General features: G+C 68.0%; 14 protein-coding genes. 7 read left to right on the top strand and 7 right to left on the bottom strand.

Going from position 1 to position 14,708, the window contains the following annotated elements:
* Nucleotides 1-43 precede the first annotated feature (43 nt).
* The gene (locus OHA10_RS03600) at nt 44-955 is read left to right on the top strand and encodes an NADP-dependent oxidoreductase (protein ID WP_371404741.1); all 912 of its coding nucleotides are present in this window, start codon (nt 44-46) and stop codon (nt 953-955) included.
* A 106-nt stretch (nt 956-1,061) separates the two neighbouring features.
* On the opposite strand, the gene OHA10_RS03595 is transcribed toward OHA10_RS03600, so the two are convergent.
* From OHA10_RS03595 to OHA10_RS03575, 5 genes are read right to left on the bottom strand one after another with little or no spacing between them, the layout of a single operon-like run.
* Entirely contained in the window at nt 1,062-1,973 is a 912-nt protein-coding gene (locus OHA10_RS03595; protein WP_371404740.1) for a phytanoyl-CoA dioxygenase family protein, read from the bottom strand.
* Complete coding sequence (locus OHA10_RS03590; protein WP_371404739.1) at nt 1,970-3,244, bottom strand: ABC transporter substrate-binding protein; 1,275 nt, start codon at nt 3,242-3,244, stop codon at nt 1,970-1,972. Before OHA10_RS03590 ends, OHA10_RS03595 begins: the two co-directional genes overlap by 4 nt.
* Nucleotides 3,245-3,257: 13 nt before the next feature.
* Nucleotides 3,258-4,067, bottom strand: coding sequence for a carbohydrate ABC transporter permease (locus OHA10_RS03585; protein ID WP_371404738.1), 810 nt, complete (start codon nt 4,065-4,067; stop codon nt 3,258-3,260).
* Nucleotides 4,064-4,978 (bottom strand): carbohydrate ABC transporter permease, encoded by a 915-nt coding sequence (locus tag OHA10_RS03580; protein WP_371404737.1) that lies wholly within the window; start codon nt 4,976-4,978, stop codon nt 4,064-4,066. The genes OHA10_RS03585 and OHA10_RS03580 overlap by 4 nt, the downstream gene beginning before the upstream one ends.
* Nucleotides 4,971-6,296: a glycoside hydrolase family 36 protein gene (locus OHA10_RS03575; RefSeq protein WP_371404736.1), complete on the bottom strand. Its 1,326-nt coding sequence runs from the start codon at nt 6,294-6,296 to the stop codon at nt 4,971-4,973. The genes OHA10_RS03580 and OHA10_RS03575 overlap by 8 nt, the downstream gene beginning before the upstream one ends.
* A 65-nt stretch (nt 6,297-6,361) precedes the next feature.
* On the opposite strand from OHA10_RS03575, the gene OHA10_RS03570 reads away from it, so the two are divergent.
* Nucleotides 6,362-7,279, top strand: coding sequence for a helix-turn-helix domain-containing protein (locus OHA10_RS03570; RefSeq protein ID WP_137259024.1), 918 nt, complete (start codon nt 6,362-6,364; stop codon nt 7,277-7,279).
* On the opposite strand, the gene OHA10_RS03565 is transcribed toward OHA10_RS03570, so the two are convergent.
* On the bottom strand, nt 7,251-9,386 hold the full coding sequence (locus OHA10_RS03565) for a discoidin domain-containing protein (protein WP_371404735.1): 2,136 nt from the start codon (nt 9,384-9,386) through the stop codon (nt 7,251-7,253). The two genes, OHA10_RS03570 and OHA10_RS03565, sit on opposite strands and share 29 nt — an antisense overlap.
* Nucleotides 9,387-9,550: 164 nt before the next feature.
* Here OHA10_RS03565 and OHA10_RS03560 point away from each other — a divergent pair, with 164 nt between their 5' ends.
* Entirely contained in the window at nt 9,551-9,964 is a 414-nt protein-coding gene (locus OHA10_RS03560; protein ID WP_371404734.1) for an SRPBCC domain-containing protein, read from the top strand.
* A 52-nt stretch (nt 9,965-10,016) separates the two neighbouring features.
* On the opposite strand, the gene OHA10_RS03555 is transcribed toward OHA10_RS03560, so the two are convergent.
* Nucleotides 10,017-10,724 carry a hypothetical protein gene (locus OHA10_RS03555; protein WP_371404733.1) on the bottom strand — a complete coding sequence of 236 codons (708 nt, stop codon included), beginning with the start codon at nt 10,722-10,724 and terminating at the stop codon, nt 10,017-10,019.
* Nucleotides 10,725-10,923: 199 nt separating this feature from the next.
* Between OHA10_RS03555 and OHA10_RS03550 the strand changes: the two genes are divergently transcribed.
* From OHA10_RS03550 to OHA10_RS03535, 4 genes are all read left to right on the top strand, one after another.
* Nucleotides 10,924-11,835: a TatD family hydrolase gene (locus OHA10_RS03550; RefSeq protein WP_371404732.1), complete on the top strand. Its 912-nt coding sequence runs from the start codon at nt 10,924-10,926 to the stop codon at nt 11,833-11,835.
* Nucleotides 11,836-11,894: 59 nt separating this feature from the next.
* The gene (locus tag OHA10_RS03545; protein WP_371407897.1) at nt 11,895-12,737 is read left to right on the top strand and encodes an ornithine cyclodeaminase family protein; all 843 of its coding nucleotides are present in this window, start codon (nt 11,895-11,897) and stop codon (nt 12,735-12,737) included.
* Nucleotides 12,724-13,338 (top strand): nitroreductase family protein, encoded by a 615-nt coding sequence (locus OHA10_RS03540; RefSeq protein WP_371404731.1) that lies wholly within the window; start codon nt 12,724-12,726, stop codon nt 13,336-13,338. The genes OHA10_RS03545 and OHA10_RS03540 overlap by 14 nt, the downstream gene beginning before the upstream one ends.
* A gap of 226 nt (nt 13,339-13,564) precedes the next feature.
* Nucleotides 13,565-14,692, top strand: a complete 1,128-nt coding sequence (locus OHA10_RS03535; RefSeq protein WP_371404730.1) for a ubiquitin-like domain-containing protein — start codon at nt 13,565-13,567, stop codon at nt 14,690-14,692.
* Nucleotides 14,693-14,708 lie beyond the last annotated feature (16 nt).

Here is a 14,708-nt window from a genome sequence, read left to right as displayed (position 1 = left end):
CAGCCTTTTCTTGTAGCAACAACCAATTCGAGGAGGCTGTGGCATGCGGGCTGTGGTGTTCGAGGAGTACGGCGATCCCGAGGTACTGAAGGTGCAGGATGTGCCTGAGCCGCACGCGGGTCCCGGGCAGGTGCGGATCAAGGTGCACGCGGCCGGCGTGAACCCGTACGACACGAAGATCCGCCGCGGTTTCACGAAGGACTTCGCGCCGGCGAAATTCCCCGCGATTCCGGGGTTCGAGGTCGCCGGGGTGGTCGACGAAGCCGGTGACGGCGCCGCGTACGCGGTCGGCGACGAGGTCGTCGGCTGGTCCACGGGCGGTTCGTACGCCGAGTACGCGCTCGGCGGCAACATCACCCGCAAGCCCGCCGGTCTCGGCTGGGAGCAGGCCGTCGGCGTACCGGTGGCCGGCGAGACCGCGCAGCGGGTGCTCGACCTGCTCGAGGTGAAGCCCGGTGAGACGATCCTGATCCACGGCGCCGCGGGCGCGGTCGGCTCGGTCGCCGTCCAACTCGCGAAGGCGGCCGGTCTGACCGTGATCGGCACGGCATCCGAGGCGAACCACGAGTACTTGACGTCGATCGGTGCGATCCCGGTTCTTTATGGCGAGGGTCTGCTCGAGCGGGTCCGTGCAGCCGCGCCGCAGGGCGTCGACGCGGTGTTCGACACCGCCGGCAAGGGCGGGCTCGAGGAATCGATCGAGCTCCGCGGCGGCACCGACCGGATCGTCACGATCGCCGACTTCGCGGCGGCCGAGCTCGGCATCCAGACCTCCGGGGGCGGCAGCGGCACCCCCGAAGAGGTCCGTGCCGCCCTCGACGCCCAGCTCCAGGCGGCCGCCGACGGCAAGCTCACGATCCGGATCGCCGAGTCCTTCGCCCTGGCCGACGCGAGCAAGGCCCAGGCGCTGAGCGAGTCGGGCCACGCCCGCGGCAAGATCGTCATCCGACCGTAGGCGGATCTCCCGCACTGACCAACCTGCGTCGACGGCGCCGCGCGCACCACTCCACGCGTGGCGCCGGGCGGCCATCGCCGGTTAGTCAGTGGCCCAGGTCCGGCGTTCAGGCGTAGGCGAACCGGGACTGCGGAGTGGGCACGTCGTCCACGCGCGGGTCCCAGCGGTCGACGAAGTTCACCCCGGCCGGGACCTCGACAGATTCCGTCGAGGTCCAGCCGCGGGTGAGGGTCGGGAAGTCCGGCACGTCCGGGTGGTAGTGCGGTTTGCCCGTGCCGAGCATGTCGCGCGCCATCGGTGCGCTGCGGGCCTGGTACCGGAAGTCGGCCGACAGCCGCAGCCGGTTGGTCCGGTTCGGCATCGCGCCGTGCACGGTCAGGCTCCCGAACAGCAGCACGTCGCCGGGCTGGTACGACGTCGTACGCCACTCCGGGTGGTTCTCGTCCGCCTCGGCCCGCATCATCCCCGGCCCGTCCGACGCCTTCACCGGCAGTACCCCGAGCCGCGGCGACCCGGCGTACACCCGCAGCCCACCGATCTCCGGCGGCGCCGCGCTCAACGGGAGCCACGTCGTGAGCGTGTCGACGCTGCCCTGGATGAATCGGTAGTCCTGGTGGATCGGCGTCGGATTCGCCCCTGGCGACGGCGGCGCGATCCGGCAGATATGCGCCGGATGCGCGAACGCCTCCTCACCGAGCAACCGTCCGGCCAGCCCGATCAACTCCGGCCGCACGGCGAGCTCGTGAAACGCCTGCGTGCTCTGGATCGCCGTATAAGCCCCGAAGAACCCGGCCGACCCCTCCTCAACAGCCCGTCCCGACGCCACCAACTCCCGCGGATCCGCATCCCGATCCAGCCAATCACTGTCATACAAGATCCGCGCCAGCTGCGCGTGCACATCGGTTACCACCTCAACCGGCAACAACCCACGGAAGAACAAGTAGCCATCGGCGGCCAGCCGTGCCCGCAGGGCGGCGGCGTCCGGGACCAGGTCGTGCGAATCGGTCAGCTCTTTCACTTGTCGTTTCCGATCTTGTCCATCGCGGCGGCGATGTCGGCGACAGGGGTCTTGTCGAGGAAGAGGTCGTTGGCGGCTTTGTTGATTTCGGTGACCTTCGAGGTCCAGCCGTCGGCGATCGGGAGGTTGACGGTGCTGCCGGCGGCCGAGTCGAGGAACGGTTTGACGTCGATGCCTTTCTTCTGCCAGAAGGCCTGGTAGCCGGCGCCGGCGTCGGTCAGGGCCGGGATGATGTAGCCCGCATCGCCCATCAGCCGCTGTGCCTTCTCGCTGCCGAGGAAGGCGACGAGCTTACCGGCCTCGTCGGGGTGCTTGGTCTTCGCGAACATCGTCTCGGCGAGCCCGTTGATCACCACCGTGCGCCCGGCCGGTCCGGCCGGCATCGCGGCGACCCCGATCGGGAACTTCACCTCGGGCAGCGCGAACGGGAGCAGCGCGTTGTTGGCCGGGAACATCGCGACCTCACCGCGGTAGAACATCTCGGTCGCCTGACCGGTCGGCGGGTTGGTACGGGTGCCGTCCGGCGATACCTTCCACTTGAAGATCAGGTCCCGCGCGAACTGCAGTGCCTCGACCGACTTCTGGCCGGCGAAGTCGAACGTGCCGTACGGCTTGTCCATCGCGTGGCCGCCGTTCGAGGCGATCCAGTTGAGCCACTGGGTCTGGTTGTGGTTCCACGAGCAGAAGCCCCACTGCTTGGTGCCTACGGTGAGCTTGCGCGCGACCTCGAGGAAGCTGCCCGAACCGTCCGGCGCCCAGGTCAGCTCGGCCGGCATCGTCACGCCGGCCTTCTTGAACAGGTCCTTGTTGTACAGCAGCCCGACGATGCCCATGTCCTTCGGCATCCCCAGCTGCTTGTCCTCGAACTTGTACGACTGGACGACGTTCGGGTTGTACGCGTCGAGCTTGAGCCCGGCCTTCGAGATCAGGTCGTCGAGCGGCGCGAGTACGCCCTTGCCGGCGAAGTCCGGGAAGTAGTCCACGGTCAGCCAGAAGACATCCGGCGCCTTGCCGCTCGCGAGCTCGGTGGTCAGCTTGGTCCAGTACTGATCCCAGGGCAGGACCTCCATCCGGACGGTGATGTCCGGGTTCTCCTTGGTGAACTCGGCGAAGACCGTCTTGTAGCCGACCTCCTGCTGTTCGTCCCACAACCGGTACACGAGCTCGACCTTGCCGCCACCACTCGAGCCGGCGTCGTTCGACGAGCCGCACCCGGCCAGCGCGAGCACGCTGCCGGCGCCGATCAGAAAAGTCCTCCTGGACAAAGACATGAGAGCCTCCGAACTACTTGAGCCCGGTAACAGCGACCGAGCGGACGATGAAGCGCTGGAACACGATGAACAGCACGAGCAGCGGCGCCAGCGCGATCAGGCTGCCGGCCATCACGGCGTTGTAATCGACGCCGATCTCCCCCTTGAACAAGGCGATCCCGACCGACAGCAACCGCTTGTCCTCGCTGCTGGTGATGATCAGCGGCCAGAGGAAGCTGTTCCAGTTGGCGACCACGGCGAGCGTGGTGACGGTGACCAGGATCGGTTTCGACAGCGGCAGCACGATCGACACCAGCGTCCGGACCCGCCCGGCGCCGTCGATCCGGGCGGCGTCCTCGAGATCCGCGGGGATACCGCGGAAGAACTGGCGGAGCAGGAAGATCGCGTACGGCGTACCGAGCATCGTCGGCAGCATCAGACCGGCCCAGGTGTCGACCAGTCCGAGTTTCTGCATCATCAGGTACAGCGGGATCATCGTGACCACCGGCGGCACCATCAATGTCGACAGATAGACCCAGAACAGGGCGTCCCGGCCCGGGAACGACAGCCGCGCGAAGGCGTACGCCGCCAGCACCGCGAACACGACCTGGCCGAGGGTGATCCCGACCGTGACGAGGGTCGTGTTCACCAGGTAGCCCCCGAAGCCGGACGCGAACAACCGGTGGAACGCGGCCGTGCTGGGCGGCACGCCGGGCTCCCACGGCATCGTCTCCGACAGTTGCCCGGGGCCCTTGAAGGCAGTGAGCACGGTCAGGAAGTACGGGAAGATCGCGAGCACGCAGCCGGCCACCACGACGGCGTACACGAAGATGCGCAGTTTCATCCGGACACCTCGTAGGTCGTACGGCGTTCGAAGTACACGAACTGGGAGATCGTCGCGATCAGCACCACCGCGAACAGCAGCACCGAGATCGTCGAGGCGTAGCCGAAGTCGAACTTCTTGAACGCCTCGTCGTAGATCAGGTACGTCGTCACCTCGGTGCTGTCACCGGGTCCGCCCTCGGTCATCACGAAGATCGTGTCGAAGGCCTGGAACGAGCCGATCACGTTGGTGATCAGCACGAACAGCATCGTCGGCCGCAGCAGCGGAAGCGTGATCGAGAAGAAGTGCGCGACCGGCGACGCCCCGTCCAGCGACGACGCCTCGCGCAACGACGGCGGGATGTTCTGCAGGCCGGCCAGGAAGAACAGCATGTTGTACCCGGCGAACTGCCAGATGTGCACCGCGGCGACGCTCGGCATCGCGAGGACCGGCGACGACAGCCAGGCGGGACCGTGGACGCCGAACAGGCCCAGGAACTGGTTCAGTGCGCCGCGGCCGGGGTCGAAGATCCAGCTCCAGACGAGGCCGAGGGCGACGGGTGTCGCCATCCACGGGATCACCAGCAGCGCGCGGAAGTACTTCATCCCGCGCAGCTTGCGGTCGACCAGGAGAGCGAGGAGCAGCGAGAGGATCGTCGTACCGGGCACGCAGATGAGGACGTAGTACAGCGTGACCAGGAGTGAGTGCCAGACGTCGGAGTCGGTGAACAGCTTGCGGTAGTTGGCTAGTCCAATGAATTCCGGGGTCGACAGCAACTTCCAGTCGAACAGGCTGAGGACGAGGACGATCACCACCGGCGCGAGCAGGAAGCCGAGGACGCCGACCAGGCTCGGCGCGAGCAGCGCGTACGCCGCGGCCGTCTGCCGGGCCCGTCCGATCCGGCGAGTACGCCGTGGCGCCGGCCTAAGCATCGGGATCCTTCAGCGGGTGCGGACGCGGCGAACTCGGGACGAGCAGCTCACGGGTGCGATCCAGCCCCCAGCGATCGAGCTCGCCGATGGGATCGCTCGACATCCGCAGCCCCGGACCCTCGGCGATGTGCTGTGCCCAGATCTCTCGCTCCTGGACGTCGGGCCGCACGATCAGGCAGTCGGAGTCGTTGGCCCACCACCGGCCGTGCAGGAACTCGCGCGCCACCGAGGTGGACCGGGCGCCGCGCTGACCCGGCTGACTGATGTCGCCGGACGGTGGGTCGACCAACGGATCGGTGTCGGGCGAGATCCGCATGCAGTCGACCAGCCCGAGGCTCGGCAGGATCGGTGCGCCGCAACCGTGCAGGATCCGGTTCGGACCGACGGCCTCGCGCAGCAGCCGCATCCCGTGCCGGTACGCCGCGATGCCGTCGAGCGGCTCGTGCCGCGGTCCGTCGATCGCACCGGCGTACACGAAGTCGAGCTTGAAGTGGTCGTACCCCTGGCGGCAGAGCTCGGTGAAGACGTCCTGGATGTGCCGTGCGGCGCCGGGGTGGGTGACGTCGAGGACTAGTTGCTCCTGGCCCCAGTTGGTGCCGGCGTTGATCCCCGGGACGAGCCACTCGGGGTGGTTGCGCGCCGTCTCGCTGCCGCTGCCGACCAGGAACGGCGCGACCCAGATGCCTGCCCGGCGACCGCTCGACCGGATGTCGGCGGCGAGCCGGACCGTCGAGCCGAAGTCGTCACGCGGGGTCAGCCAGTCGCCGATCGCGGCCTGGTATCCCTCGTCGAGCAGGACGAGGTCGACGCTGAGATCGTGCTGGTCGAACTGGCGGACCTCGGCCATCACGTCGCGCTCGGTGACCTTGCCCCAGTACGCGTACCAACTGCACCAGGACGGACCGAAGACCCGGACCGCCGGCGACCCGAAGGACTCGGCCCAGTCGGCGAGCGCTTGGTTGGGGTTGGTGTGCGTGCCTGTTGTGAGTTGCACCTCGCCGTCGGCCGAGATCACCAGCTTGCCGCCGCGGATCTCGGCGCGGATCGACGGCACCGCGTCGGGGGTGAGCGCGGCGAAGGTCGTCACCTCGCCGGCCGTCGCGATCGCGAGCAGGCCCTCGCCCTGGAACCGGCCGCCGCCCGATCCGGTCGCGTCGACGCCCGGACGATAGGCCATCACGTGATGGTTCGGGGCGGTCGGCCGCGGCGGCGAGGCGTCGAGGCGGTACCAGCCACTCGGGCTCCAGGACTGCCAGCCGTGCTCGAAGACCAGCGTGGAGGCGTCGTACTCGAGCTCGGCGACGGGCGCGAAAGGCACGGATCAACTCGATTCGTCGGGTGCAGGATCTTGCTAATCTTGGAGCCCTGACGAGGGGATCCACCATGACGGAGCCTGCTGACTTCGAGCACGATCTTGCTACCCAGGTGCTGATCGAGCTGTACAGCGAGATCCCGCCGCCGAGCAAACTGGTGACCGGTCACTTCCACAGCGGCGGCGACTACCGCGTCGTACGGCCGGACGGCGTTGGCAGTTGGTACCTGCTGTACACGGCCTCCGGCACGGGCCGGTACCTGATCGGCGAGAACAGGCTGACGCTGCGCCACGGGGACGTCGTACTGGTCAGCCCGGGGACGCCGCACGACTACGGGACCGTCGGCACGTACTGGGAGTCGTGGTGGGCGCATTTCCAGCCGCGGCGGGAGTGGCACACGTGGTTGTCGTTGCCGCAGGCAATGCCGGGACTGTCGTACGTGCGGTTGACGAGGTCGTCGGAGACCGACCGCGTGGTGTCGGCGTTCGACCGGCTGCACCGGGATGCCCAGCGGGCCGGGCTGTCGCCGACCGGTGACACCGAGCTGCACCTGCTGGAGAAGAGCGTCGCGACCGAGCTGACCATGAACGGCATCGAGGAGGTGCTGCTGACCGCGGTCGCGAGCCTGCGCCGGGAGACGCAGCACCTGGACGCCCGCGTGCATCTGGTGCTCGAGGCAATCACCGCGGACCCGGCCCGGCCGCACACGCTGACCTCACTCGCCGGGCTCGCCCAGGTGTCCGTCTCCCGGCTCGCGCATCTGTTCAAGGAGCAGGTCGGCGACTCGATCATGAACGTCGTCCTGGCGCTGCGCCTGCAGCGTGCGGCCGAGCTTCTCGGCGCGACCGACATGTCCGTCGCGCAGATCGCCGCGGCGGTCGGCTTCGATTCACCGCACTACCTCAGCCGCCAGTTCGGCCGCCGTTACGGGATGTCGCCGACCGCCCATCGCGCCAAGGTCAGGAACCCGGAGCTAGAGCTATATTGAGCTCCGTCGCCGCCGCGTAGTCCGCCCCGCCGGCCAGACCGACCAGCCTCACGTAGCGGGCCGTCGTACCGGCCGGGAGCCTGGCGATCTTGGCGTCGACACTGCCGTCCCACGTGCCGGTTGTTGCTGATGTGAACGTGATCCCGTCGGCGCTGGTCTGGACGTCGTACGACGAGATCCGGCCGTTCGGGACATCGGCGTCCTGGCGTGGCGTGTAGACGAGCGCTTCGATCGCGCGCGGCGTCTTCAGATCGAGGGTGATGTACTGCGGGAGCGGTGCGTGCGGACTCCAGTTCGAGTGCCACATCGTCGTACAGCTGCCGTCGATCGCCGCGGCCGCGCTGTACGCCGGTGAGCCCTGGCTGGTGGCCGTCGCGGTCATCTCGCTCTGCGGTAGCAGGTTCAGCGGACCGAACGGGCCGTCGACCGGCGGCGGCGTACCGGGGATCGCGGTGACCCGGCCGAGACTCGGTGCCCTGAGCAACGGATGGGTCCGCAGATAGGTGAGGAACACCTCCTGGCCCATCTTCGGTGCTCGGGTCAGTTTGGTGAACTGCTGGAACCCGGGATAGCCGTACTGCGCCCCGTGCAACGGCATCGCCGCGCTCGTCGTCACGCGGTACGTCTTGTCGAGCTGCAGCGGCTTGCCGTTGATGAGGACCTTCGCCGGATCGATCCGGTCGCCGACCGGTCTGCCGAGGTCGTAGGTGTAGCGGAAGTTCGCGGAGGTCGCGAGCGCGGACAGCCTGCTGCAGCCGTACGCGGGTGGGATCCATTGCTGCTCGAGGACGGCCTCGACCGTGGAACCCTTCATCGAGAGTGTCGTGATCGGGGAGATCCCGGCGACGGGCCACGCTTCGCCGTACGTCACCGTGCCTGCTTCGAGCCCGGCGGCGATCACGTCGACGCCGAGGTCAGCCGGGACCAGGGCGAAGTCGCCGTCCGCCTCGGCTTTGTAGAGGTCCGCGACCAGGTTGCCGGTGCGGCTCTCCGCGGTGGTGGCGAAGTCGAGGTCGCGGTCGAGCTTCGTGAGCGGCTGCGCCTGGCGGGCGGTCCACTTGTCCATCCAGTACTTCACGATGTTCTGGATCTTCGGGTCCGGCGTGACGTCCTTGGTGACCGCGTGGTTCGTCGCGGTCGTCGCGGAGCGGATCACGTCACCGGTCGCGGGGTCGAGCTCGAGGTTGATCTCGCCGAGCACCCGACCGTGGTTGCTTGCCTCCAGCACCGGACGCGGTACGCCGTTCGGGTCCGGGATCATGCAGTTGAACGCGGTGTGCCAGTGGCCGCCGAGGATCACGTCGATGTCCGGTGACATCGCGCGGGCGGCGTCGAAGATCGGACCGGTCGGGTTCTTGCACTCGTCGTACAACCCGCCGTGCTGACCGCCCTCGTGCATGCTGACGACGATCGCGTTGACGCCTTGGGCCTTCAGCGCGGCCGCTGCCCGGTTCGCCGCGTCGACCACGCCCTGGAACTCGAACCCGGATCCGTCGATCGACAGCGTCTCGGTCGGCGTACCCGGGAAGCCGAGCCCGATGAACCCGATCCGCTGCGATCCGGCCTTGGCGATCCAGTACGGCGGCAGCACCGGCCGCTTGGTCCGCGGGTCGACGATGTTCGCGGCGTGGTACGCGTAATCGGTGCCGTGGAAGTTGCGGCCGGTGGAGTCCTCGAAGCAGCTGTCGAAGCCGGGCTTGCCGTAGCAGGCGCCGGTCTGCATCCGCCGCAGGAACGGGAACTCGCGGTCGAACTCGTGGTTGCCGGCGACGTCGAAGTCCATCCCGAACGCGTTCAGCACCTCGATGGTCGGCTCGTTCGCGAATGCCTGCGTGTAGTCCGGCCAGCCGCTGAACTGGTCGCCTGATCCGATCAGGAAGCTGTTCGGTTTTCGCAGCTGGTCCAGATGCGCCTTCAGATAGGCGGCACCGCCGACCTGCTGCGTGCCGGACGGGCCGGCGATGGTCAGGTTCTCGGTCTCGGAGAGGTATCCGTGCAGGTCGGTCAGACTGAAGATCTGTACCGGGATCGGTGGGGCCGTCTCCGTGTGTAGCGCTCCCACGGCGAGACCTAGGACGGCGAGGACTGCGCTGAGCCTTCTGGGCATCGGCTGCTCCTGTCGGTCGGGCGGAACCGAGACGCAAACTACTGGGCCGCGAGGGCGGCGGACATGGCCGTGGGTGCTGACTTCCTGCACGATCCGGCTGACGCTTTTCTACAAGCGCATGGGAGCCGGGAACCGTACGGTCAGGGGGAGAGAGGAGATTCATCATGACTGGGTATGTGGCAGTGGCCGAGGTCGATATCGATGCGCCGGCCGAGCGGGTGTGGGAGGTATTAACCAGCCCGGAGTCGCTGAAGGAGCTGTGGTTCGGCGCCGAGGTCGAGACCGACTGGCAGGTCGGCAGTCCGATCACGTGGAGTGGCGAGTGGGAGGGGAAGCCCTATCAGGACAAGGGCGAGATCCTCGCCGTCGAGCCGGGACGCTTGCTGACGCTCACGCATTGGAGTCCGCTGACGGGGCAGCCCGACGTACCGGAGAACTACCACACGCTGACCTACGAGCTGACCGGCTCGACCCATCTGAAGCTCAGCCAGGACAACAACGCCAGCGAGGACGAGGCCAAGCACTCCCAGGACATGTGGGAGATGCTCGTCGCCAAGGTCAAAGAAGCTGCCGAGTAGCGGGTTGTTCGGCCGTTGGCGTCCTATTGCACGCCAGCGGTGAAACAACCCGTCACCGAGTTGGGTTGCGACCGGGCGATGGCTCGCTGGATGCGCCGTTGCCATCCCGGATCTCGGCCTGCGGCAGTGGTGTGGGGAGGCCGAGATCTGCCAGCAGTACCCGAAGTCGCGACTCTCCGACCGACTCGGCGCGGGCGTCGCCGAACAGGACAGCCCGGGTCGCCGTTCTGATGCCGGGCCGGCCGGCGAAGAGCTGGAGTGCGGCGGTCAGTTCCGGCGATGTGGTTATCCCCAATCGCAGTGCTTGGTCGACGACGGCAACCCCGACGGGGTAACTGGTCGCACGTGTGGTTTCCACGACGGCCCGCGCGCCGGTGGTGGTCCGTACGCCGTCAACCTCGGCCACCGCACCGACCGGCGGCCGAGGTGCGTGCTGGCACACCTTCACGCCCGAACGGCCCGAACCGGCCGTCCTGGTCACATGTACTCGCCCCAGATCGAGCTCTGACACCCGGATTCCATGCAGGATCAATGCCGACTGATGGCTCACGACCGCCCGACCACCGAGCCGGTGATAGACCGCTCTCGCCGTCACCCCGTGGAGCCCCGTCGCCTGCTCCCACGGTGGCATCACCCCCACCGCGTCGCCGCGCTCGGCGTACCCACCACGCGTGACGCGCACCCACCGGCCCGAACCGACCTCCCGACGAAGGTCGGCATCGGAATACCCGGCCAGAAGCGCGTCCCGCCGCGAAACCACCCGCCCCGCCTCGCAGCCACCACCTCAAGCTACATGTCCATACCCCAGAACATGCCGCTGTCCCCACCATCGGCCGCACCCGACTTCCAAGCCTGTGGACAGCGGTCGATCACTGCTTGTTTCACGGCTGACCGGTTAGAACCCGCCAGCCGTGAAACAACCCGCCGGTGGCTCGGGCGCGCTGAGTAATCTAGACACCATGTCTGATGGTGTGGAGGTTGACCGCCCGACCCGGGAGCGGGCCGCAATCGGTGAGGACGGGCGGTCGCGGGACCGGACCCGGCCCGCGGTGCCTGATCCGTTGCCGATGAGCGTGGTCGACGCGCACTGTCATCTCGATATCGCCGACGGCGAGGACGGCGCGTGGTTGAGCCCGGCCGAGGCGATCAAGCTGGCGTCGTCGGTCGGCGTGACGCGGATCGTGCAGGTCGGGTGCGATCTCCCGGGCGCGGTGTGGGCGGTCGAAGCGGCCGCGCAGTACCCGAACCTGATCGCCGGCGTCGCGCTGCACCCGAACGAGGCCCCGAAGCTGAAGGAAGCCGGCGAGCTGGACAGTGCGCTCGCGGAGATCGAGCGGCTCGCGTCGAGCTCGGACAAGGTCCGGGTGATCGGTGAGACCGGGCTGGACTACTTCCGCACCGGCGAGGACGGCCGTACGGCGCAACACGAGTCGTTCGCCGCCCACATCGAACTCGCGAAGCGCCTCGGCAAGACGCTGATGATCCACGACCGCGACGCCCACGAGGACATCCTCCGCATCCTCGACCGCGAGGGCGTCCCCGACCGCCTGGTCATGCACTGCTTCTCCGGCGACACCGAGTTCGCCCGCGAGTGCGTGAACCGCGGCGCGTACCTCAGCTTCGCCGGCGTCGTCACCTTCAAGAACGCCCAGTCCCTCCGCGACGCCCTGGCCGTGACCCCCCTCGACCGCATCCTCGTCGAAACGGACGCGCCGTACCTGACCCCGTCCCCGTACCGCGGCAAGCCCAACGCGTCCTACCTCATCCCCCACACCGTCCGCAAAATGGCCGACGTCCTCAACATCTCGGTCCCCGAACTCTGCACAGCCCTCAACAACAACTCCAACCACGCCTTCGGCGGCCCGTGGTAACCGTCCTCACGGACGCCGACATCCGGGCCCGACTCCGGCCCGCCGATGCGGTCGCGTGGATGTGGGAGGCGGTTCTTGCTGCGGATGAGGGGCGGTTGCGTGCGCCGGCTCGGGTGAGTGCCGAGCTTGGGAGTGGGCGGTTGGTGTTTACGACGGGGGCGTTGGAGGGGGAGTGGTTCGGGTATCGGTCGTATGACTCGTTCGGGGCCGAGCCGGGGGAGCAGGTTGTCGTTCTGCATGACTGGGAGACGGGGCGGGTGCGGGGTGTTGCTGTTGGCAACGAGCTTGGGCCGCGGCGGGTGGGGGCCATCGGCGGGGTGGCTGTCGATGCTCTCGCCGCTCCGACTGCCTCGAGCCTCGCGCTGATCGGCAGCGGCACTCAGGCATTTACTCAGCTGTGGGCGATCGGGGCGGTGCGGCGGTTGTCCAGCGTTCGTGTTTTCAGTCGCGACCCTGAACGGCGGATCGCCTTTGTCAGAAGGGTTTCTGAGGAGTTGGGGCTGCCTGTAATCGCGGTCGGGTCGGCTCGGGAGGCTGTTGAGGGGGCGGATGTGGTGGTGCTCGCGACGAGCAGCCCGGTGCCGGTGATCGACCCGGCGTGGATAGCCGATGGTGCGTTTGTCACGACGCTCGGGCCGAAGCAGGTCGGGCGGGCCGAGTTCGGACCGGAGTTGGTCGATCGGGCCGACCTCGTCGTCACTGACTCGGTTGCGCAGACCGCGGCGTACGACCCGCCCTTCATCCTGGCCGGCACCCCGCAACAGGAGCGACTGACAAGCCTCGGCGCCGCAATCGCGGAGAACGTGACAGGTCGGACCGTGCTCTTCTGCTCGGTGGGCCTGGCCGGGACCGAGGCGTACCTGCTGGCGCGGCTGATAGACAGTGCGTATGGAGTTCAGTGAGGTTGTGCGGCGGCGGCGGATGGTGCGGAACTACGACCCGGACCGGCCGGTGGCGGACGAGGTGCGGGAGCGGATTCTGGAGAACGGTCTCCGGGCGCCGTCCGGTGGGTTCAGTCAGGGGTGGGCGTTCCTTACGCTCGAGGGTGACGAGCGGGAGCGGTACTGGCGGATCGCGGCCGAGGATCCGGACGAGAAGTATGTGGAGTGGATCACAGGCCTGCGCCGGGCGCCGCTGCTCGTTCTCGCGTTCGCGCACAAGGACGCGTACCTCGATCGGTACACCGAGCCGGACAAGGGCTGGACGGACCGCGACGAGGGTCGCTGGACCGCGCCGTACTGGTATGTCGACACCGGGATGGCGGTGCTGCTGATGCTGCAGACGGTCGTCGACGAAGGCCTGGGAGCCTGCTTTTTCGGGCCTCCTGCGGACAAAGCGGGCCGGCTGCTGAAGGAGTTCGGCGTACCCGAGGGGTTCGATCTGGTCGGGGTGCTGTCGGTCGGGCACCGGGCCCCGGACAAGCGCTCGCCGTCCCTCAAACGGGGCCGCCGGACGACCGCCGAAGTGGTGCATCGCGGCCAGTGGGGCAATCACCTGGCGTGACGAGGCATGTCGGCCCCGTTACACCCTTTTACGACTCGCCGACCAGGGGATTGGCACTTCCGGCATATCTTCGTTATGGTCCCGTGATGTTGGCCGGGATCGGGGAAGATTCCGGGCAGCACATCCCCTCGGCGGGACACGAAGCTCCGGGCAGCCAGTCCGGCGTCGACGGTCGGTGCCTGTGCTGTCCCACCCCGTGCCCGGGTAGCCCTACCTGGGAGCGTTAGTGCGTAAGTCCATCATCGCGGCCGTCGGTGCGACCGCCGCGATTGCCGTCGCGGGCGGCTCTGTGGCGTATGCCGAGAAGAGCAAGACAGTCAGTCTCTCCGTCGACGGCCAGGTGCGGAAGGTTCACACCTTCGGCTCCACCGTGGCAGACGCCCTGAAGGCCGAGAAAGTTCAGATCGGTGCCCACGACGTGGTCGCGCCGGGTCCGGACTCCAAGCTCAAGGACGGCCAGGAGATCGCGGTCCAGTACGGTCGCGAGCTGACCGTCAACGCGGACGGCACCAAGAAGGCCTACTGGACGACCGCCGACAGCGTGAACGAAGCGCTCGCCGACCTCGGTCTGCGCTACGACGGGGCCCAGCTCTCCACCAGCCGCAGCGCGCCGCTCGGGCGCGAGGGGCTGGAGCTGGTCGTGAAGACCCCGAAGACCGTGCAGATCGTCCACCTGGGCAAGATCGCGACGATCAAGTCGCTGGCCGGCACCGTCGGGGAGGCCCTGACCGACGCGAAGATCCGCTGGGACGCCGACGACCGGATCACTCCGGCCGCCGCCACCCCGCTGAAGCTCGGCATCAACAAGATCGGCTTCGTGCAGGTCGTCCAGAAGCAGGTCACCAAGACCCTGGCGGTTGCGCACGGCACCGACGAGACCAAGTCGGCGACGCTGGTCGAGGGCACCACGAAGACCACGGCCAAGGGCACCGACGGCGCAAAGTCCGTCACGTACCTGTACACCTACCTGGACGGCAAGCTGTCGACCACGAAGGTGGTCGCGTCGAAGGTCGTCACCGCTCCGGTCGACGAGAAGGTCCTGGTCGGCACCAAGCCGAAGCCGACCGAGCCGACCACCACGACCACGGACGAGAAGCCGACCTCCACCAGCAGTGGTGGCGCGTGGGACCGGATCGCCGCGTGTGAGTCCGGCGGCAACTGGGCGGCCAACACCGGTAACGGGTACTACGGCGGTCTCCAGTTCGACCACGGCACCTGGGCGGCCTACGGCGGTACGGCGTACGCCAACAACGCCAACGGTGCCTCGAAGGCGCAGCAGATCGCGATCGCGGAGAAGGTCAAGGCCGACCGCGGTGGCTACGGCGCTTGGCCGGTGTGCGGCAAGAAGGCCTGAGCCTGACACACTGACA

It is taken from the genome of Kribbella sp. NBC_00662 (assembly GCF_041430295.1).
Taxonomy (GTDB): Bacteria; Actinomycetota; Actinomycetes; order Propionibacteriales; family Kribbellaceae; genus Kribbella.
Note: the sequence above shows the minus strand (reverse complement) of the source record. Positions and strands in the feature narration are given on the sequence as shown.

Coding starts and splice junctions, on each gene's coding strand:
- OHA10_RS03600 (WP_371404741.1), top strand. CDS start 44: ATGCGGGCTGTGGTGTTCGAGGAGTACGGCGATCCCGAGGTACTGAAG.
- OHA10_RS03590 (WP_371404739.1), bottom strand. CDS start 3,244: ATGTCTTTGTCCAGGAGGACTTTTCTGATCGGCGCCGGCAGCGTGCTC.
- OHA10_RS03585 (WP_371404738.1), bottom strand. CDS start 4,067: ATGAAACTGCGCATCTTCGTGTACGCCGTCGTGGTGGCCGGCTGCGTG.
- OHA10_RS03580 (WP_371404737.1), bottom strand. CDS start 4,978: ATGCTTAGGCCGGCGCCACGGCGTACTCGCCGGATCGGACGGGCCCGG.
- OHA10_RS03570 (WP_137259024.1), top strand. CDS start 6,362: ATGACGGAGCCTGCTGACTTCGAGCACGATCTTGCTACCCAGGTGCTG.
- OHA10_RS03565 (WP_371404735.1), bottom strand. CDS start 9,386: ATGCCCAGAAGGCTCAGCGCAGTCCTCGCCGTCCTAGGTCTCGCCGTG.
- OHA10_RS03560 (WP_371404734.1), top strand. CDS start 9,551: ATGACTGGGTATGTGGCAGTGGCCGAGGTCGATATCGATGCGCCGGCC.
- OHA10_RS03550 (WP_371404732.1), top strand. CDS start 10,924: ATGTCTGATGGTGTGGAGGTTGACCGCCCGACCCGGGAGCGGGCCGCA.
- OHA10_RS03545 (WP_371407897.1), top strand. CDS start 11,895: ATGTGGGAGGCGGTTCTTGCTGCGGATGAGGGGCGGTTGCGTGCGCCG.
- OHA10_RS03540 (WP_371404731.1), top strand. CDS start 12,724: ATGGAGTTCAGTGAGGTTGTGCGGCGGCGGCGGATGGTGCGGAACTAC.